This is a genomic window from Pararhodonellum marinum, assembly GCF_015354735.1.
In the GTDB taxonomy this organism is placed as follows: domain Bacteria; phylum Bacteroidota; class Bacteroidia; order Cytophagales; family Cyclobacteriaceae; genus Pararhodonellum; species Pararhodonellum marinum.
The window spans coordinates 12,439-32,079 of record NZ_JACEFJ010000002.1 but is presented as its reverse complement, the minus strand read 5'-3'; the positions used below and the strand labels follow the sequence as shown (position 1 = coordinate 32,079).

Here is a 19,641-nt window from a genome sequence, read left to right as displayed (position 1 = left end):
AAAATTATGATCGTAGTAAATATCAAAGAAAACGAATCTATCGAGAAGGCGCTTAAGCGTTTCAAGAAAAAGTTTGACAAAACCGGAGCCATCCGTGAATTGAGAGAAAGACAACATTTTGTAAAGCCCTCTGTTCGCAGAAGACATCAGGTCATTCGTGCTGCCTACAAGCAGAGAATGCAGACTGAAGAAATGAATTAAGCTATTTCTTTATTCAAACATATGGAACACATCCGCCTTTAGGGGGATGTGTTTTTCTTTTTGCTAGCATTTGAGGAGCTAATTTTTTATCTTCCAATTCAAAAGGACCTATCTACCCACCAATCCCCAAAGGCCAAGTTTTATGCTTTTTTCTTTTATCCATTATTTAGAATTTGAGAAGCGTGCCAGTCCGCATACGGTGTTGGCTTATCAGAAAGATCTAGAGCAATTTCAGTTGTTTTGCAAGGATTCCTTTGGTTTGGAGGATATTTCAGAAGCAGCATATGGGGAAATCAGGGCTTGGATTGTTGATTTGGTGGAGCAAGGCTTGGGCAACAGTTCGGTGAACCGGAAAATAGCCACCCTAAGGTCTTTTTATAAATTTCTGCTGCGTTCCGGAACAATCAAAAAAGACCCTACTTTCAAAATTCGGGTCTTGAAAACACCTAAGAAGTTACCGGAATTTGTTCAGGAGGAAGCCATTGAAAAAATTTTGGATGAATTTGTTTATACCCAGGATTTTGAAGGGCAGCGGGACAAAATGGTCATGGAGTTTCTTTATCTGACTGGCGTCAGGCTTTCGGAATTGCTCAACCTAAAATGGAAGGATTTGGACCTCTACACATCCGAGGTGAAAGTACTGGGGAAGCGCAAGAAGCAAAGAATAATTCCTATCACCAACGGGCTGAAAAAAAATATTATTTCGTATCAGAAAGTATTTGAAGAAACATTTTCAGTTGTAGACCAGAATGATTATTTTATCGTTAGAATCAATAGAGAGCAGGCGTATCCAATGAAAATATACCGGATAGTGAGGAAATATTTAGATCTTTTTGCGCAAACATCCAAGCGAAGTCCACATTTGCTGAGACACACTTTCGCCACCCATTTGTTGAATAAAGGGGCCGACCTCAATGCGGTCAAAGACCTGCTAGGGCATGCTAGTCTTGCTGCCACCCAAGTATACACCCACAATTCCATGGAAAAATTGAAGGCTGTGTTTGAACAGGCACATCCGAAAGCGTAATATAAGTTAAATTTTAAACCGTAAAGTTATGAAGTTACAAATGCATTCCATCCATTTCGATGCTGATCAGAAGTTAATCGATTTTATCCAAAGGAAAGCAGACAAGCTGGACACCTATTATGATCGCGTGATTGACGGAGAAGTTTTTATGAGGTTAGACAAACATGAAAAGAATGATAACAAGATTGTTGAGATCAAGCTAAATTTACCCGGAAGACAGATTTTTGCCAAAAATCAAAATGGATCCTTTGAGGCGGCCGCCGACGAATCCATTGAAGGCCTGCGCAGACAGATCAAGAAGTTCAAAGAAAAAGTTGTTTTGGTCAAATAAAACACCCTTTAAGATTCGAAAACCATGAGAATCTATTGCCTTCCCGAAAGAGAAGGCAATTTTTTTTGACCTGATGGGCATCTATACGATATTTGTAACCGGAAATAAAATTTACTGCTTTCTTTATTAAAAAGTCCTTTCCTTCTTTTTTTCGAAACCCTCCATGTCCATATCCAACCGCTATAGGCTCTACCTCGGCTTAATCCTGTTGCTCACCTCCTTTTTGAAGCTTTTATTTACTGCTGTGACTCCTTTGAGTCTTTTTAGTGAGGAGACACAGTATTGGCTTTGGTCCAAAAACCTGGACTGGAACTATTATTCCAAACCTTTGATGATTGCTGTGTATAATTATATCAGTACGTCCTTATTTGGAGATACGGAAATCGGGGTAAGAATCAATGCGGTTTTCTTTACAGCAGCTGCATCATGGGTAGTATTTGAACTCAGCCTGTATATGTTCAAAAACCAAAAGTCAGCGTTATGGGCAACGGTTATGCTCTTGGTCATGCCTTTTTTTCATCTTGCGTCTTTCTTCCATACCACGGATTCCTCTCTTATTTTCTTCTGGACGGCAACTTTATATTTCGGCTGGAGAGCCATTGAGGAGGACGGGTTGAGTTGGTGGATTTTGGCGGGAGTGACTACCGCTTTGGGTATGTTGTCCAAAAACATCATGATCCTGATTCTGCCCATCTTCTTTTTACATTTGCTAATATTTCGGCCCAAAAAACTGCTAAAAAAAGATTTTTACCTTTTTGCAGGGGTGGCAGCCCTTTCCCTGATCCCCATCTTTCTCTGGAATTTTCAAAATGATTTTGTCACTTTCAGGCATGTAGGCACACTTGGTGGTGTAGAAGGAGAAAAGCAACCCTTTCATTTCAGCAATTCCCTCAAATACCTTGGCGAATATATAGGGGGACAGTTGGCCATTATTTCAGCGTTTTTCCTTCCTTTTCTTTGGATGGGTTTCAAGAAGCTCATGCGTAGCCAAGATGAAAAACTCGCTTTTTTGCTTTTTCCTGCGGTATTGGTCTGGCTGCTGTTTTTAGGGATCGCCATTTTCAAAAGAGTAGAAGTCAATTGGCCTGCATTTGCCTATGTAGGCCTCCCCATCCTGATGGCTTGGGTCATCTATCCACAATCGGTAGGATGGAAAAGGTATCGGGTTTTTGCCACTTTCATTTCTGGCTTGTTGTTGATGCTGATCATGTTGCCACAGCCTTTGGATGCCTTGGGTTTCAAGAAAATATTCAAACCCAAGAATGATCCTTTGGCAAGAATGGCCGGATTCCGTGAAGCTGGAAAGGCTTTGGACAGCATCCGCTTGGAATTGGATTTGGATAAAAATTTTATTTTCAGCGACAGCTATCATCTTTCCTCCGAAATGGCTTTTTACGCGGAAGGAAATCCCCAAACTTTTTGTATCAATCTGGGAAGGAGAATGAACCAGTTTGACTTATGGCCTGGCATAGAGCAGTTTGAAAACAGGGATTATTATGGCATTTATGTCACCTATCATCCGGAAACAGATGAAAGGGTGATCCAAGGATTTGAGCGGGTAGTTCAAGAGGAGAGGGTGTTTGGGATGTATCGGGGGGATACTGTACGCATGATCCGTATTCAGGTTTTGGAAAATCTAACCGGTATAGAGGAGATAGTAACCAATGCCTATTGAAATCGGCTCTGTTTCAGGCCTTGATGACAAATTTGGGGCATCTGTGAATAAAGTGTATTTTTGATCAAATTTGTCCCTATGAGCCGACCGAAGCTTTCTGTTGTAATCACCATTTATAATGAAGAAGAAAACATTCAGCCCCTACTGGAAGCAACCTATGAGGCACTTAAGGAAATTGATTATGAAGTAATCCTGATAGAGGATGGCTCCACGGATGGAACGGTGAAGGAAGTTCAAAAATATGCCAATACGCGAACTAAACTGATCATTTTTAACCGGAATTATGGGCAGACTACCGCATTGGCTGCGGGCATAGACATGGCCATCGGAGAATACATCGCCACCATGGACGGCGATCTTCAAAATGATCCGACCGATTTACCCATGATGCTGCACAAAGCAGAAACGGAAGACTGGGACGTGGTAGCCGGACGTCGGGCAAACAGAAAAGACGGCTTTGTCTTAAGAAAAATACCCAGCAAAATTGCCAATTGGGTCATCCGCCATAGTACCAAAGTGTACCTCAAGGATTATGGCTGCAGCCTGAGGGTGTATAAATCCCAGATAGCCCAAAACATGGGTCTCTATGGCGAGCTGCATCGCTTTATTCCTGTGCTTGCCAAGCAAGAGGGCGCTAGAATGACGGAGGTGGATGTAAAGCACCATCCCAGGATCCACGGCACATCCAAGTATGGGTTGAGCCGCACATTCAAGGTAATGGCAGACTTGATTCTCATGTTGTTTTTTCAGAAATACCTGCAACGGCCAATCCATCTTTTTGGAACTCTTGGGCTGTTGTCTCTTTTGGTCGGTGTCTTGATCAACCTATACCTTTTAGTGGAAAAGCTGAGGGGAGAGGACATTTGGGGACGACCTATTTTGTTGTTGGGCTTTATCTTTTTACTGGCTGGGGTGCAGCTGATCACCACGGGCATCATTGCCGAAATCATCGTCAGAACTTACTTTGAGTCTCAGGACAAGAAAACCTACAAGATTAAAGCCATCTACCAGGGTGAAACGTAAATCTATCAAACTGATCCTCAAGCTTTCCCTTACTGGGTTGGCGCTATACGTTGTTTTTCGGAACATAGACCTGCAAGAAACTTGGGGAGTAATCAAATCCCTTAATCCAACTTGGATGATTTTGGCCATACTGTTTTTTGTGTTGAGCAAAGTTTTTACTGCGCTGCGGCTCAACTCCTACTTCAGAGACATTGACATCCAAATGCCTGAAGTTCAAAATTTCAAACTCTACTGGGTGGGCATGTTTTACAACCTTTTTCTGCCTGGGGGGATAGGAGGAGATGGATACAAGGCTTATTGGGTTAATAAAGCTTTTCAAAAGCCCCTCAAAAAAATATTGGCGGCCATTCTGTTGGATCGCATCAGTGGCTTGGTAGCCATCCTATTTTTGATTTTTATCTTCTTTTTTTGGGTGGAAATAGCCATTCCCTGGCTGGCGGAATCGTGGGTTAGCATAGCGGTTGGTTTGCTGTTGGTAGCACTTCCATGTGTGTTTTGGTGGAGTATAAAGTGGTTTTTTCCAAGTTTTATAAGTAGTTTCTGGAGGAGTGGCTTGTATTCTCTCGCCGGTCAATTGGCCCAATTGGTAACGGCCTATTTTATCATGCTTTCCATTGGTATCACTGAGCTGGTTCTCAGTTATCAGTTTGTGTTTTTGGTTTCTTCCTTGGTTTCTGTCTTGCCCTTGACCATCGGAGGCGTGGGGGCGAGAGAACTGGTATTTGTTCTCAGTCATGATTTGATGGGTATTGACAAAAATGCTGCGGTGGCTTTCAGTTTGTTGTTCTTTTTGATTTCTGCAGCTGTTTCTCTTTGTGGGGCTTTTGTGGATTTGAAGGGGATGGAAAACAAATATTGAATTAAAAGAGAGCAAATAAAGTATTTGAATTTAAGCTACCTTTTTTTCTTCAAGGAATTCCTTAACCGAAGTCAGCTTTACCCCAAATGACTCCGCGGTTTCCAAAGCATGGGGAACCACGTGATCCGCCATGGCCGAATAATAATTGAGATACATGATGTTACTGGCGGCAGGATTGGAGAATGACATGACCTTAGCGATCAGTTTAATAAGGATGGGAGGGGAAGATTTGATTTTTAGGGGTTTTCCATAAAGTTCCTCAAAAATTCCTTTGAGATCCAAAGCACTCAAGGGCTCTGGACCGCCAATGGTATAGGTCTTCCGAAAAGCTGATTTTCGACCCAAAGCTTTGATGTGAAATTCCGCCACATCTTGTACAGAGATGTAAGAGGCTTTTGCCAGTCCTTTTCCAATGATATTGATTCTGCCTTTTTCTGCTATGTCATGCTGTATGCCTTTGAAAAAATTGTTGGAGAATTTGAAGGGGCGATAGACGGTGGATACCTGGCTTCCTTTCAGTGGCAGGTCGGTACCCAAATAGGGCAGGTAGACTTCCATAAAGGTTCCCGGCCGCAAAATGGTGTAATCTAGGGATGAGGAAGCCAAGGTCTTTTCGATTATCCTTTTGGCCCTGCTGATCGGGATCTTATCATCGGCGTCCCCAAAATATATGGCAGATGTGTAAATAAATTGTTTGATGCCCGCTTCTTCTGATGCCCTGATCAAGGAAATGACCCCATCTATATCGGTTTTTTGGATATCATCCTCCTTTTGGGTTGGGCATGCCGAGTTGGCTGTGCAAATGACTGCATCCATTCCCTTTACTGCTTTGATAAGGGTTTCCGGTTGGGTGAGGTCTGCTTGCCTTAATTCTACCTGAGGCCATTGCTGCAAGGGAGCAATGTGAGAGGACCTTCGGTGCATGGCAAAAACCTGGTGTGGTCCATCTTTGAGCTTGTCTACCAGCGTATAACCCAATTGTCCGGTAGCACCTACAACAAGTATTTTCACAACGGTGAGATTGAGGTGGAAATTCAGAGGAAATTAAAAATACAAAATTTAATGGGGATTTAGGGAAAAAATAAGGGAATAAATCATGTTAAAGAGGTCGGTTTCCAATGGGGGCAGTTTTGTTAGACCAAGGGATGAAGACATAAGTGAAGGTGGTGGTGTAAAGTTGAAATCTGTCCAGAAGGGTATAAGTCTCCAAACAAACCACCACATACTTCTTCACCGCTTACAAATCTTACATCTTTTGCCTTGAAGAAAGGGTTAAAGTAATTTGAAAAAAAGTTTTCAGACCAAACGAAATCTATCTACATCAAAAACAGGGCATTGTACAAAACACCGGCTACAATACCAATGGCAATGATCAATGGAGAGGACAACTTGGAGAACTGCAGTAAAAAGTAAGTGCCTATGATGGCAGTAATGTTAAAAAAATTGGCTTCCATGGGTTCGAAGAGCAGATAGGCAGCTGCCAATAACATCCCGCAGCTGACTGCATTGATGCCTTCTAAAGCTGCCCGCACCGGCCGGTATTTTTTGAGCTGATCCCAAAACCGGATGACAAAGAAAATCAGAAAGGTGCCAGGCAAAAATATTCCGGCAGCGGCAATAAGCCCTCCCATAAGAATACCCCCCAATCCGAATTCCCGCATTGAGAGGGCACCGATATAGGAACTGATACTGAAAGTGGGGCCGGGTATGCCCTGTGCGATGGCATATCCAGTCAGAAATTCTTCCGAACTCAGGTATTGCTTAAATTCCACAAACTCTGTGTACAGGTAAGGAATCAGCACCTGACCTCCGCCAAAAATCAAGCTGCCATTCCGATAAAAGTTCTCAAACAAAATCACGGATTGGCTTTGGGTTACGGCGCCCAGCCCGGCAGCGAAAACCAAAACGCCTGCCCAGAGGTAAAAGTTGGCCCATTTGATTTTTAATGGCTTTTCCTCTTCTACTTTTGGTTGATTCTTGTATTTGATCGAGGTACTCAGCCCCCCAATGACCAACATCACCGGAAAGATGTAGGGAGAATTGTAGAAAAAGGCGACAAATGCCGCAAATAGCATCAAAACCATGGCTTCTGGCGTCTGAACCATTTTCCTGATGGTTTTCTGAGCGGCATAGATGATAAAGCCAATGGCCATGGGTTGGATAAACTTGGCAAAATTCAGCGCACCTGGCGTATTCTCTTGGAGAAAATCAATCAAAAAGGCTGCTGAAGTCATCAATACCGTAGCCGGCAATACCCATACAAAGAGGGAAAGATACGCCAAAGTCGGTCCGCCAATACGGAATCCTATGGCAGAAATGGTTTGGGTGGAAGTAGGTCCTGGCAATATCTGGCAAAGCGCATGGAGTTCCCAGAGTTCTTTTTCGTTGATATAGCCCCTTTTTTTGACCATCAGGTCCAGTACCATGGCCAAAAACGCCTGTGGGCCCCCAAATGCTGTTACTGAAAGCAAAAGGACATCTTTAAGATATAGATAGTACCTTACCCTCCGTACAGACATTTGTTTGCTATCATGCTTTCAGCTGTTTTTTCAACAAATGTTTCATTTTTTTAACCCAAGTTCTCTTAGTCGCTCTTCCAGAAATTCACCTGCAGTCATATCAGAAAACTGCTTGGGTTGCTCAGCTGAAACGCAACTTTCCAGGCAGGTAAGATCCATGTCAGACCTTGGATGCATGAAAAAAGGAATAGAAAAACGACTCGTATGCATCATCTCTCTGGGTGGATTGACGACACGATGTATGGTTGACTTTAGGTTTTTGTTGGTCAGGCGCTCCAGCATGTCACCTACATTGACTACGAGTTGATCGGGAAGGGCGGTAATGGGAATCCATTTTCCATCTCTTCGAAGCACCTGAAGCCCATCTGCACTCGCCCCCATCAGCAGCGTGATCAGGTTAATGTCTCCATGTTCTGCCGCCCTTACGGCATCAGCGGGGACCGCATCGGGATTTTCTATGGGGAAGTAGTGAATTTGTCGTAGGATCGAGTTTCCATATCTTACTTTATCATCAAAGTAATTTTCCGGTAACTCCAGATAGAGGGCGATGGCCCTTAACATATTTTGACCAGCTGTTTCCAAAGTTTTGTAGGCTTCGTTGGAAATGGCTTTGAATTCGGGCAATTCTTCAGGCCAGATATTTTCGGGATATTCTTTTTTGATGGGATCATCGTTAGGGATACCGGCAAGTTCCTGCCCTACATGGTAAAATTCTTTCAGGTCACCGGTATTCCTTCCCTTGGCATGTTCCTTCCCTTTGCCTGTATAGCCCCTTTGGTAACCGATCTCAGGTTTTTCATATTTGGATTTGATCTCATCAGGCAGACTAAAGAATTTTTTGATGCCCGCATAGAGCTGATCTTGGAGGGTTTTGTCAAGCCCATGGTTCTTGATGGCCACAAAACCAATGTTTTGATATGCATCGCCAAGTTTTTTTACAAAAGCAGCTTTTTTTTGACTGTCTCCCGACATAAAATCTGCCAGATCAAGAGAGGGTATTTCATCGTATAGGATATCACTCATATCTTTTCCTTTAATACCGAAAGATAGTTTATTTTCAGGAAAATTTAAATATCTTTAAGTCTACACTAATCCCCAAAAAATGAGTAAAAGCTGCCTTTTCCTGAGTTTGATTGGTTTAACATGGCTTTTGGTTTCATGTGGAGAAAAAAGGATTCGAAAGAACGAGACGATTGTACCATTGGAAGTTGAATCGAAAACCAACTCTAAAAGCATCAATTTTTTTCATTATGAGGAGCTAAATGAATATCCTGATGCCATATTGGAAATGTTCAAGCCTCTAGGTAATGAGCGATTTGAACCTGGTAGGGTCCCCTTTGAATTCAACATCAAAAACTTTCCTTTTGGGGAAAGTCTGCAGCGATTTCCACTGAAAATAGTCATCAACGGCCAAGATCCGATTGGTTACAATATGCCCATCTTCTCCAGAGAATTTAATACAGGAACCTATCGGGTGACCGCATTTTTGGTAGACCCGGACGGTATTTCACTGAAAAACTTCGGTAATTATGTGGACCGGGATTTTATTGTAGGGGCTTCAAGACCTTTCCCTGGTTTGGAAGAGCCGTATCTGGTACTCAATCTTCCGAACAATGAAACTGAATACAATCAGCAAGATGAAATTCTGGTCGATTTTTTATTGATAGGTGGGGACTTTGAACAGGATGGTCTCAAATGCTTGCTTACCTTGGGTGACTGGACCCATGAGACCCGTGAACTCAATCCCATCCGTATTGAAAATCTGCCAAAGGGAGATTATGACCTGAAGTTGAGCCTACTGAAAGAAAATGGGGAAGAATTGACAGGACTGTTCAGCACCGCTTTTAAGAAAATCAAGGTCAATTAATACATCATGCTCCTCAGGATGCCGAGGGATTTTATTTCTCCAAAACGATCCAAGTGCATTTGATAAAAGCGCAGCATGTCATCCAGTAATTGATTTCTTTCGGTTTTGCTTAAACCTGAAACAGACTGAAATCTGGAACGTAACAACTCATCTAGGGCATTTTTGGTACTGAGGGCATAAGGACTGCCCTTGGGATCTTCATACACCTGAAGAAAAAACTCATCGGCATTGTCCACCCCAAAGCCCAATTGCTGAGAGGTACTCACCAAAAAAGCCAAAGGGAAGATGCCGAGCTTCACATCTGGCGCATCCAGTTCTAGGATATTGTCCCATAAATCATCAAACAAGCCCTCGTTGCTGTCATGGTCATATAGGGACTTACCCAAGACCTCAGTCATGAACATGGCTACGCCTGACCTATAAAAATCAAACGGAATGAGGCGAAAGGCATGCGCCAGTTTCACTTCTGATATCCGGTTTAGGGAAGCCCCCTCTTTGTCATAAACAACCAAATCCAAAAGGCTCATGGGCTGGAAGAAGGAGATTTTCGAACTGGTTTTGCTACTTCTGACGCCATTGACAATATAGCTCTTCAAGCCCAAATCCCGAGTGAAAATCTTCACGATAATCGAAGTTTCCCGGAATTTGATGTAATTGATTACTATACCTCTTGTTTTTTTCAGCATCACATGACCAAAAATTTGCCCGCTACTCTTTCTCTTCCCTCTCGATCCAATACATACACCCAATATACCCCCTGCACCACTTTGTTGCCACTTTGGTCCCGCAAATCCCAAACTGCTTTTCCACCTCTTACCACCAGTGAGAAGACTACTCTGCCGCTGGAATTGGCGATTTTAAGGTCACTGAAATCGGTAAGTCCTTCCAAGCTCAATAGACCATTGAAATCAGGTCTGACGGGATTTGGATAGATTTTAAGGTCTTTCAATCGCTCAAATGCCTGTATGCTGCTTCCCCTATAAGAAAGGGCGGCAGTTGCTGTTCTTACAAAGAGTTCACCAGTTTGGATTTGAAGTGCCAAAGACCGGATGGAATTGTCTGGAAGAGGGGAATTCTGAAAAGTAAAATGGTGAATTTCTCCGCTGCCATCCTCAGAAATCTGCCAAAGGCCCTGACTTTGTGTACCCAGCCATTTGCTGTTGTCAGGAGCCACTTTGACAGCAGTGATGGATTGGTCGCCCAGCAAGGGCCGGTTTTGGGTCAAAGGAATAACCGCATTCACCTGATTGGTGTTGTCTATAAAGGAGGCATTGAGGAAGTACGCCGGGCCCTGGGTAGTGCCTATCCATAACTGTCCATTTTTATCCATGTCAATATCCAAAGTTTGTGAAGATGGCAGATTCCCTTGGTTGGGATTGATACCAAATGTCCTGTTCAATCCACTCTGCTCATTGAAAACCCGTAGATTATTGGTGCCGGATGCCTGTACTATCCATAAATTATTGGCAAGGTCTACCAGAATTTTTCTGGGCCTTTGTAGGCCCGTTATGGGAACAGAGCTGATCTCACCTGAAGGGGTGATTTTGAACATCCTACCTTGCCCATCCAATATGGCAATCCACAGTTGCCCCTGTAAATCTACTGTAAGATCTGCAACGGTGAAGGAGGAGTTGAGGCCAGGTAAAACTATTTGTTCAATACTGTTGCCATCTCGCCTCCAAAGTCCATGCTCAAGGGTGCCAAAATAGGTCCTATTTTGAAATTGAGCTGTTGAGGTTACATTTTCCGGTGCTTCAATTTCTGTCCAAAGGCCAGCTTTAAATTGACTGGAAAAGGCCACATTACTTGCTATAGCCTGTCCATTGGGCATGACCATGACGGGGACAGCAAAAATTTCAGAATCACTAAATTTAATATTCTGATTGCTTTTGGGGCCAGCTGCCGCAATACTATTGTTGTTAGTTGGGAAATCAATGCCTTCGTTAGGAGAGGCAAGATAAAGTTGGTCTTGCCGAATGACAAAGTCATTGAAGACAACATCGCTCAGATTTTCTACCAGTGTAAAACTACCATTGGCTTGTAACTGGAAGATACCTTCTGTTGTGCTAAAATACAGCCGCTCTTCCTGTATTTTCAGATCCTTAACCCCCTCGGTACCAATTAGCCAATCCAACTCATCATCGATAAACTGATAGATTTGACCATTGTCTGCCAGCGCAAAAATTACTCCATTGAGCATTTCCAAACCTATAAAACCCAAATTTGGAGGCCCTTGGATGGGTGTCCAGTTTCTGAAATCTCTCAGGTTGTTCTCAGGATTGCCTTTGAAAACTCCCAAAGGGCTTGCCACAAGCCACAGGTCTTCCAGCGGTAGAATGTCCATGACTGAGAGGGGAACTCCCTCTGGCCCAATATTGAGAAAGGCATCTTCAAACACCCTGGTTTGGAGGTCTAAAATGGCAAAGCCGAAGCCTGCTGAAAGATAGGCTTTGCCGACTAATGTCCTTATCTTTTGAATTGATTTATCCAGGATTAGCGTATTTTGTCTAATGGTAGGGATGTTTCTTATGTTACTTTCCGTTACCAGGTCTAGGGTTCCATCCGGATAAGCCAGCACCAGCGTTTTTTTACTTTGGTCAAACTGAAAAACATTGAAGTTTTGGGCATAGAGGCCGTCTAATTTGGTAAGGCCTATGGGTACCTGTTCTTCAAATCCTATATAAAACAAACTGTTTGGGCCTTTGACAAAAAGTGTATTTGAACCAGCGGTTAAGGCATCGGCTTGGGAATAACTCACATGATATCGCCAGCTTCCTACTGGGATATCCCCTTGCGCCATATTTTGTAGGCTGATCAACTGACAAACCAGGAAAAAAATAAAAGCTTGTTTAATGTCTGTCCTCATAAAAACACTTTCGACACCTTGCTTCATAACTTTCTTTTTCACCCAACATCACTTTTTCTTGGTCATCGGAGAGTCTAAAGCTGTAAGCTGCCAGATTGCCGCATTTCATACAGATGGCATGGACCTTAGTCACATATTCAGCGATGGCCAATAACTTGGGCATGGGATCGAATGGCTTCCCTTCAAAATCCATATCCAATCCGGCCAGAATGACCCTTTTGCCTGAATTGGCCAAAGTGGTGGCAACTTTGACAATCTGTTCATCAAAAAACTGTACCTCATCGATGCCCACCACGTCACAGTCGCCAGCCAACAAAAGAATGTCGTCAGCAAACTGTACCGGAGTGGAACGGATGGTATTCTCATTATGGGATACCACATGCTTTTCATGGTACCTTTTGTCTAAAGCAGGTTTGAAGATTTCAACCTTTTGTCTAGCAATGAGTGCCCGATTAAGTCTCCTTATCAATTCTTCGGTTTTTCCGGAAAACATAGACCCACAGATGACCTCGATCTGTCCTTTCGGTTCATGTTTTTGCTTGGTACCTAAAGAAGGTTCTATGAACATAAAATCAATTGCTGTATGTGAGGTGGGGGAATTTGTTTTCTTCAGCCACGCGGATTATTAAAGTTCCTTTTAACAATTTTGCTTGGCAAGATAGCCTTTGGTGGGCTTTTAATCTGCCATCTTCTCTGAAAATTTGTTCATGCCCTGTCAAAGGGGCCAGGTTTTCCATGCCAGATATCACTTCCATTTTGCAGGTGGTACACCTACCCTTTTTTCCGCAAGCATGCATCCAATCTATGTAGTTTTCATGAATTAATTCAATAACTTTACGTTCAGATTGCCGCGTAGTGATTTCCTTGTTGAAGAGGTTTTCAATTACTATTTTGGCCATAAATTATCCTTTTTACAGCAGAATTCGCATTTCAAATGAGTGATAAAATTAATACCAATTATTTAGAAACCTATTCACAACTCTTTTCTGAAAAGATATGTTCCCAGTATTTTGGGACTAAAAAATACATGTCTGGGCAGGAAATTATACAGCTTACACCCAGCAATCAGGTCAATTTTATGATCATCAAGTCTATTTTTGAGGCTTGGCAGGAAGAGTTGGAAAAGTTAAAATCTAATCCTTATTTTGATTACAGAGATATTGCTGTGCAAGAATCCCTCAAGGATTTCATGAATGTATTATCTAGATCCATTAAAATTGAGAGGATTCATTTTGAACCTTTATTGAGGGATGCGGTGCGTCAATCCATACTTCTAGCCGGAGATCCACTTTTGTTTTTTCAAAAAGAAATAGAGCGGGCCAAAGGAGGTACCTTGATCACCTATTTCAAAAATTCCAAAAAATACCTGAAATGGCATCCTTTGCTATTGAGCACCCTGATAGATCGATCCAATATGGGTGCTTCCTATGCTGAACTGAAAATGGCACTGAAGGCCAATTATGAAGCCAACAAACATCAGCTGGAAAAACCAGAAGTTCTTTTGAATCCTTTGAATTCGGTTCACCCCATTAATTTTGGAGAATTGTGGTTAATTGAAAATGTTCATCAATCCTTGCCCAAAAGTGAGGCCGAAAGTTATGCAACAGACCAAGATAAGGTAGAGATTCACGATGAACCAGAGCACAAAGAGGCACATTACTCAAAAGAAACTTTTGAACACCACACTTTTACTGGTTCTACCGAACAAGGCATTGACCCTTCTAGGGTATGGGCCAAATTTGAGTCCGAAGAATACAATATTATGAAGGGCAGCATTACCGACCTTCAGCAAAGCGTGGGGATCAACCAGCGGTTTATGTTTACCAAGAACCTCTTTGACGGTAATCCTGACCAGATGAAACTGGCCTTAAAATCCATTGATCAATGCAGAACTTTTCATGAAGCCATACAGCTGTTGAATGAGCGATATGTGGAGCAATTGGGCTGGAACAAAGATTCTGAGGAAGTTGACGAATTTTTGCAGTTGGTCTTCAGGAGATTTGAGCATAAGGGGTAAATCTTATGGGGCAAAGTCGATAACCAAAAGCGTACCTGTCAAACCATTATTTCAGGCTGTTTTGAGTTTTTTAGTCGGAGACATCCAATGGGATGATGGATCATAGGAAGGGGATCAAGCCTTGTTCTTCCTGGCAAAATGATAGATTCCTTTCTGTTTTATGAAAAAATAGTTTTTATTTTGTATCATTAGCTTCGTATAGTACAAATCACCCTTCTTTTTTGAGGTAATTTAGATGACCGGTTATCAAAAATTGAAAAACCATGTTTTGGATGTTCTTGACAAGCAATTGCCTGATTGCCTGACATACCATGGTAAAGAACATACCCTTGATGTATTGCATGTGTGCAACCAGTACATCACAAGATTGAAATTGAAGGAAGAGGAAGCCTATTTGCTTCGAATCGGGGCATTGGTACACGACATGGGGTTTATACAATCACTGGAACAACATGAGAAAGTGGGCGCGGACCTGGCTGGTAAAATCATGGCAGACCTAAATATGGCACCCGCTCATATCCAATTGGTCAAAGAGCTAGTTTTAGCTACCCAAATACCTCAGAGTCCCAAAACCCAACTTCAAAGAATTCTTTGTGATGCTGATCTGGATTATCTGGGGAGGTCAGATTATCCAATGATCAGTCAGATGCTCTTTGAGGAATTGAAAGGGATGAACGGGGTCCAATCCAAAGAAGAGTGGCAGATTCTCCAAATCAATTTTTTAAAAAACCATCGATTCCACACGCCCTATGCCCAAAAATACCGTGAGCCAAAAAAACAACAGTGGTTGAAGCTGATAGAAGCAAGAGAATTGATTTAATTTATCCCATCCTTCCCAACAATTGTATGCGGTGACTGTCCAATTTGATAAAGATGAACAAAAGGATGGTAAATGACCATAGGGATGATCCTCCATAACTGAAAAATGGAAGCGGAATCCCCACTACGGGGAAAAGTCCAATTGTCATGGCTATATTGATCATAAAATGGAAAAGGATCAATGAAATCACACAATAGCCATAAACCCTGGCAAATCTGGTTTTTTGCCGCTCAGCCAAAAAGACGAGTCGGATCAATAAGCTCACAAATAAAAATACCACTACCAAACTGCCCATCCATCCAAATTCCTCACCTAGGGTGCAAAAAATAAAATCCGTATGTTGTTCGGGTACAAAGTCAAATTTAGTCTGTGTGCCTTCCAAATATCCTTTACCAAAAAAACCACCTGAGCCAATGGCAATTTTAGATTGTGTCACATTCCAGCCTACTCCCAAGGGGTCAATGTCAGGATTAAACAATACCATGATCCTGTTTTGTTGATGGGGAGGTAACTTGGAAACCACATAATCCAAACTGTAGCTGTAGGCTATGACCAGCAAAGCCAAGCCTGAAAGGGTAACGATTCGCTTCCAGTCTTTCTTCCCTAACAAAATCAAAATGACCGTCAGTACAATAATTCCCCCGACCAGATAGAGGTTGTTTTCAATGGCCAGTGCCAAAAGGGAAATGGTCACCACAGACAAGCCCAGCACATAATATCGCTGTGGCATTCCTTCCCTATAAAGCATGATAAAAAAGGCGCTGTAGACCATGGCGGTTCCTGTATCCGGTTGAAGCATGATCAATGCCACGGGTAGCAATACGATGGCTACAGTTCTAAGTTGAAACTCAAGGTTAGTGAGATCCACGGATGGTCTCTCCATGTATTTGGCTAAGGCCAAAGCAGTGGCGAATTTAGCAAATTCAGCAGGTTGGAGCCGGAATGCACCTATTTCAAACCATGCCCTTTGTCCATTGATTTCCTTTCCCAAAAAGGGTGTGAGCAATAAAATCAATATAAAAAAACCATATAAAACCCAACTTAGGTTGTCAAACAATCGATAGTCCGCCACCATGATCAAGGTAATCAAGACCACGGCTGTCCCTATCCAAACCAGTTGCTTTCCGGAATTGATGGAAAAATCAAAGATACTTTTTGCTACCTGTTCATCATAGACCGCAGCATAGATGTTGATCCAGCCAATGATCACCAGCAAGGCATAGATCAGAATGGTAACCCAATCTATTTTATTGATATATAAATCGTCTTTTCTCAAATCAATAAATGAATAGCCCTTTGATCACATAATCTTCTAAAGCTGGGCGGGTAACATGTCCACGGAGGTATTTTTCTATCATCAGGCTTGCCGTACTTGCTGCTGCCCTACCTCCCCAGCCTGCATTTTCCACGTAAACGGCAATCGCAATTTTTGGGTCTTCCTTCGGAGCAAAAGCAACAAAAACAGAATGGTCTTCACCATGAGGGTTTTGGGCGGTTCCTGTTTTTCCAGCTATAGTGATGTCCTTGATGATGGCTCTTGCGGCAGTTCCATAAAGTGCCTCTGCCATGGCATCTTGTACCAAGTCAAAATGATGGGCATCTATTCCCACTTCTCTTTTCGTTTGGTATTCAATAGGTATTTTGGTGGAGTCTCCATCCACAGCTTTGATCAGATGTGGGGTATAAAAATAGCCTTTATTGGCAAAAATGGCGGCAAGGTTAGCCATTTGTAGAGGGGTTACCATCATTTCTCCCTGACCTATCGACAGAGAGTAAATGTTGGAATACTTCCACCTGCCCTCTCCATAGACCCTGTCATAGAGTTGTTTAGAAGGTATGCTCCCTCCTTTTTCATTGTTCATATCTACTCCCAATGGACCTCCCAATCCAAATTTCATAACCGCATCTCTCCATTTGGTTAGGCCAAGTTCGGTATCTTTATAAGTATTAGTAGATAGATTTTGGTTTAAGATGCTCCTGTAGGCTTGGTGGTAATAGGGGTTACAGGAGTATTTGATTGCCCCGAAAAGGTTGACCGGGTTGGGGTGATTATGGCATTTGACCAAGGATCTGTTACAACTAAATGTAGTGTTGGGAGTAAGGATGCCCTCCTGTAAACCGACCAGGGACTGCACCACTTTGAAGATAGAACCTGGGGGATAGGTTGCCATGATGGGTCGATTGAAAAGGGGTAAGTCGGGGTCATTGTTAAGTAGGCCAAAGTTCTTACTGAAGTTGGCTCCAGCCAGTAAATTCGGGTCGTAAAATGGAGCAGAGATGAAAGAAAGAATTTCTCCGGTTTTCGGTTCAATGGCAACTACCGATCCTCGCTTCCCAGCCATCAGGTTTTCCCCGTACTCCTGGAGTTCCAGATCCAGGGTGGAGGTAATGTTTCTACCAGCTATCGAAGCAGTATCATATTCTCCGTTTTTGAAGGCACCTTTATCTATCCCTCTTACATTGACCAATTTGTATTTAGCTCCTTTGGTGCCCCTAAGGATATCCTCATAGGCAGATTCCAATCCGGATAGACCAATGTAATCCCCTTGTCGATAATATTCCAAGGTATCCCTGTCCAATTGTCGGGCATTGATTTCTCCGATGTACCCCAAAACATTGGCTGCGCGGGGTTGAGGATAAGACCTCACTGACCGAGTAAGTACCAGGAGGCCTGGATAATCGATCAGATAATCCTGAATCCTTGCAAAATCCTTAGTAGAAATCTGTTTGATAAGCGGGGAGGGCTTTACCCAAGAATAAGCTTTGGCTGCTTCATATTTTAAAACAAGTTCTTCTTTATCTATCTGAAAAAGTTCACAAAATTTTGCTGTGTCCTGTACAGTAAATTCTTTAGGAATCAACATGAGGTCAAAAACGGGATTGTTGTAGACAAGAATACGCTCGTTTCTGTCATATACCAGTCCACGGTAAGGGTGGTCCACCAACCTTTGCACAGCATTGCGCTCTGCTCTTTTCAGGAAGCTATCATCGGCAACCTGAATCATAAAGAGTTTGGTTAATAACACGATACCGATCAAAATTATTATTGAAATAATGATGATTGGTCTTTTCTCTTCCATTAAATTCCCCGCTTTCTTTTGTAAAATAAAACTTGTACGATCATGCCCATTAAGAACGTGAATAGGGTACTGCTAATTGTTTTGAATAGCACGGGAAGGTATAAATCTGTTCCCAAATTATCAATATAAAAAAAAAGAAAATGGTACAAAAGCAACAAAGGAAGGCTATAACTCAGCCACCAGCCAACGCCCATGTTCAAAACTGAGGGGATCAAATCTTCATCATAGCCACCTCTTGGAGTAAGTACCTTGATCCAGTTGCTGCGCAAGGCAGCTACCAAGACCAAGGCAGCAGTGTGCATGCCTAGGGTGTCGTAAAAGATGTCCACCCCAAGCCCCAAAGAGAAAGCAATCAACATGGCCGGAGTGGTTTTGGTCTCTATGGGTAACAGCAATATAAATACCACGTGCAAAAAACAAAATGCAGTACCGAAGAGGACCAGGTTTTTTAATAAAAAAACTTGGACAATTAGGTATACAAAAAAGCCTGTTAACGTGTTAAATAGGTATTTGTTACTCATCGATTATAATCCCGGAGGCATCATACAAGGAATCCATTTCTGTTTTTAATAGATTTTCTACCAGATAAACATAATTCAATCTACTGAAATCAGTAGAAAGTTCTAAGGTGATATCCAAATAGTTGGTATCAGCTCCCTGACCAATTTCAGTTACTCTTCCTACAAGAATTCCTTCAGGAAAAACCGCATTGTAGCCCGAAGTAACTATTGTATCACCGGGTGAAAGTATGACATGTCTTGGTACATACAGTAATTTTGCTTGTCGGGGATTCCTACCATCCCATTTGGTGGAACCGAAAACCTCGGAAGATTTCACTTTGGAGGATATCAGGTTATCCGTATGGAGCAAAGAAATCACCGTGCTGAAATTTTTTGAAACCCCTTTGACCCTACCTATCACACCCTGCTCATTGAATACGCCCATTCCTGCTTTGATTCCATGTCTACTCCCTTTGTTAAGGGTAAGATAGTTTTGGTTAAAGTGAAGGGAATTGTTGATGACCAATGCCGATCGGAATTCATGTTGCAATGACAAGCTGCTGTCCAAAACCAAATAAACGCTGTCTTTGGGTTGGGTGAACCTATCGAGCTTTTTAAGTAGTTCTGTATTTTTTTCCACCAAGGCCTCATTGGCTGAGGAAAGGGAGAAATAAGAGGTAAAATTGTCTTTGCTACTAAGGATGGTTCCTATAAAATTGTTGGAGCTGTTAAAGAAAACCGCGCCTTGGGGTGAGTTGTTATTTACAATGAACCAAATGGCCAAAGATTCAAGAAGTACAAACAAGAGAAAGGATCTTATCCTGTAAAGGAACAATAAAATGCGTTGCATTCAATC

At 42.4% G+C, this 19,641-nt stretch carries 20 protein-coding genes; 9 read left to right on the top strand and 11 right to left on the bottom strand.

Annotated elements, in window-relative coordinates:
- Positions 1-6: 6 nt before the first annotated feature.
- From rpsU to H1A14_RS03865, 6 genes are all read left to right on the top strand, one after another.
- The gene (rpsU, locus tag H1A14_RS03890; protein ID WP_194774917.1) at positions 7-201 is read left to right on the top strand and encodes a 30S ribosomal protein S21; all 195 of its coding nucleotides are present in this window, start codon (positions 7-9) and stop codon (positions 199-201) included.
- A gap of 142 nt (positions 202-343) precedes the next feature.
- Complete coding sequence (locus H1A14_RS03885; RefSeq protein ID WP_194774916.1) at positions 344-1,228, top strand: tyrosine-type recombinase/integrase; 885 nt, start codon at positions 344-346, stop codon at positions 1,226-1,228.
- A gap of 28 nt (positions 1,229-1,256) precedes the next feature.
- Positions 1,257-1,559, top strand: coding sequence for a ribosome hibernation-promoting factor, HPF/YfiA family (hpf, locus tag H1A14_RS03880; RefSeq protein WP_194774915.1), 303 nt, complete (start codon positions 1,257-1,259; stop codon positions 1,557-1,559).
- A gap of 163 nt (positions 1,560-1,722) precedes the next feature.
- The gene (locus tag H1A14_RS03875) at positions 1,723-3,234 is read left to right on the top strand and encodes an ArnT family glycosyltransferase (RefSeq protein ID WP_194774914.1); all 1,512 of its coding nucleotides are present in this window, start codon (positions 1,723-1,725) and stop codon (positions 3,232-3,234) included.
- 78 nt (positions 3,235-3,312) lie between these two features.
- The gene (locus tag H1A14_RS03870) at positions 3,313-4,257 is read left to right on the top strand and encodes a glycosyltransferase family 2 protein (protein WP_194774913.1); all 945 of its coding nucleotides are present in this window, start codon (positions 3,313-3,315) and stop codon (positions 4,255-4,257) included.
- The gene (locus H1A14_RS03865) at positions 4,247-5,116 is read left to right on the top strand and encodes a lysylphosphatidylglycerol synthase transmembrane domain-containing protein (protein ID WP_194774912.1); all 870 of its coding nucleotides are present in this window, start codon (positions 4,247-4,249) and stop codon (positions 5,114-5,116) included. The genes H1A14_RS03870 and H1A14_RS03865 overlap by 11 nt, the downstream gene beginning before the upstream one ends.
- A gap of 30 nt (positions 5,117-5,146) precedes the next feature.
- Here H1A14_RS03865 and H1A14_RS03860 read toward each other — a convergent pair whose 3' ends face one another.
- The 3 genes from H1A14_RS03860 to H1A14_RS03850 all read right to left on the bottom strand — a co-directional run bounded on the left by H1A14_RS03860 (position 5,147) and on the right by H1A14_RS03850 (position 8,658).
- Complete coding sequence (locus H1A14_RS03860) at positions 5,147-6,127, bottom strand: SDR family oxidoreductase (RefSeq protein ID WP_194774911.1); 981 nt, start codon at positions 6,125-6,127, stop codon at positions 5,147-5,149.
- 305 nt (positions 6,128-6,432) lie between these two features.
- Positions 6,433-7,635, bottom strand: a complete 1,203-nt coding sequence (gene chrA / locus H1A14_RS03855; RefSeq protein WP_194774910.1) for a chromate efflux transporter — start codon at positions 7,633-7,635, stop codon at positions 6,433-6,435.
- 42 nt (positions 7,636-7,677) lie between these two features.
- Positions 7,678-8,658 (bottom strand): isopenicillin N synthase family dioxygenase, encoded by a 981-nt coding sequence (locus H1A14_RS03850; RefSeq protein WP_194774909.1) that lies wholly within the window; start codon positions 8,656-8,658, stop codon positions 7,678-7,680.
- A 79-nt stretch (positions 8,659-8,737) separates the two neighbouring features.
- Here H1A14_RS03850 and H1A14_RS03845 point away from each other — a divergent pair, with 79 nt between their 5' ends.
- Entirely contained in the window at positions 8,738-9,502 is a 765-nt protein-coding gene (locus tag H1A14_RS03845; RefSeq protein WP_194774908.1) for a hypothetical protein, read from the top strand.
- Here the strand turns inward: H1A14_RS03845 and recO are convergent.
- From recO to H1A14_RS03825, 4 genes are read right to left on the bottom strand one after another with little or no spacing between them, the layout of a single operon-like run.
- A complete protein-coding gene (recO, locus tag H1A14_RS03840; RefSeq protein ID WP_194774907.1) occupies positions 9,499-10,188 on the bottom strand; it encodes a DNA repair protein RecO in 690 nt (229 codons plus the stop codon). The genes H1A14_RS03845 and recO overlap by 4 nt on opposite strands.
- Positions 10,188-12,395 carry a type IX secretion system anionic LPS delivery protein PorZ gene (gene porZ, locus H1A14_RS03835; protein WP_194774906.1) on the bottom strand — a complete coding sequence of 736 codons (2,208 nt, stop codon included), beginning with the start codon at positions 12,393-12,395 and terminating at the stop codon, positions 10,188-10,190. The genes recO and porZ overlap by 1 nt, the downstream gene beginning before the upstream one ends.
- A complete protein-coding gene (locus H1A14_RS03830; RefSeq protein ID WP_194774905.1) occupies positions 12,352-12,936 on the bottom strand; it encodes a thymidine kinase in 585 nt (194 codons plus the stop codon). The genes porZ and H1A14_RS03830 overlap by 44 nt, the downstream gene beginning before the upstream one ends.
- Before the next feature lie 4 nt (positions 12,937-12,940).
- Complete coding sequence (locus H1A14_RS03825) at positions 12,941-13,267, bottom strand: 2Fe-2S iron-sulfur cluster-binding protein (protein WP_194774904.1); 327 nt, start codon at positions 13,265-13,267, stop codon at positions 12,941-12,943.
- Between the two features lie 35 nt (positions 13,268-13,302).
- Here H1A14_RS03825 and H1A14_RS03820 point away from each other — a divergent pair, with 35 nt between their 5' ends.
- The gene (locus H1A14_RS03820; protein ID WP_194774903.1) at positions 13,303-14,385 is read left to right on the top strand and encodes a hypothetical protein; all 1,083 of its coding nucleotides are present in this window, start codon (positions 13,303-13,305) and stop codon (positions 14,383-14,385) included.
- A gap of 253 nt (positions 14,386-14,638) precedes the next feature.
- Entirely contained in the window at positions 14,639-15,205 is a 567-nt protein-coding gene (locus H1A14_RS03815) for an HD domain-containing protein (protein WP_228527573.1), read from the top strand.
- 1 nt (position 15,206) lies between these two features.
- On the opposite strand, the gene rodA is transcribed toward H1A14_RS03815, so the two are convergent.
- The 4 genes from rodA to mreC are packed head-to-tail and all read right to left on the bottom strand — an operon-like array spanning position 15,207 to position 19,635.
- Positions 15,207-16,481 carry a rod shape-determining protein RodA gene (gene rodA / locus H1A14_RS03810; protein ID WP_194774901.1) on the bottom strand — a complete coding sequence of 425 codons (1,275 nt, stop codon included), beginning with the start codon at positions 16,479-16,481 and terminating at the stop codon, positions 15,207-15,209.
- Between the two features lies 1 nt (position 16,482).
- Entirely contained in the window at positions 16,483-18,285 is a 1,803-nt protein-coding gene (gene mrdA, locus H1A14_RS03805) for a penicillin-binding protein 2 (protein WP_194774900.1), read from the bottom strand.
- Positions 18,285-18,806, bottom strand: coding sequence for a rod shape-determining protein MreD (locus H1A14_RS03800; protein ID WP_194774899.1), 522 nt, complete (start codon positions 18,804-18,806; stop codon positions 18,285-18,287). Before H1A14_RS03800 ends, mrdA begins: the two co-directional genes overlap by 1 nt.
- On the bottom strand, positions 18,799-19,635 hold the full coding sequence (gene mreC / locus H1A14_RS03795; RefSeq protein WP_194774898.1) for a rod shape-determining protein MreC: 837 nt from the start codon (positions 19,633-19,635) through the stop codon (positions 18,799-18,801). The genes H1A14_RS03800 and mreC overlap by 8 nt, the downstream gene beginning before the upstream one ends.
- Positions 19,636-19,641 lie beyond the last annotated feature (6 nt).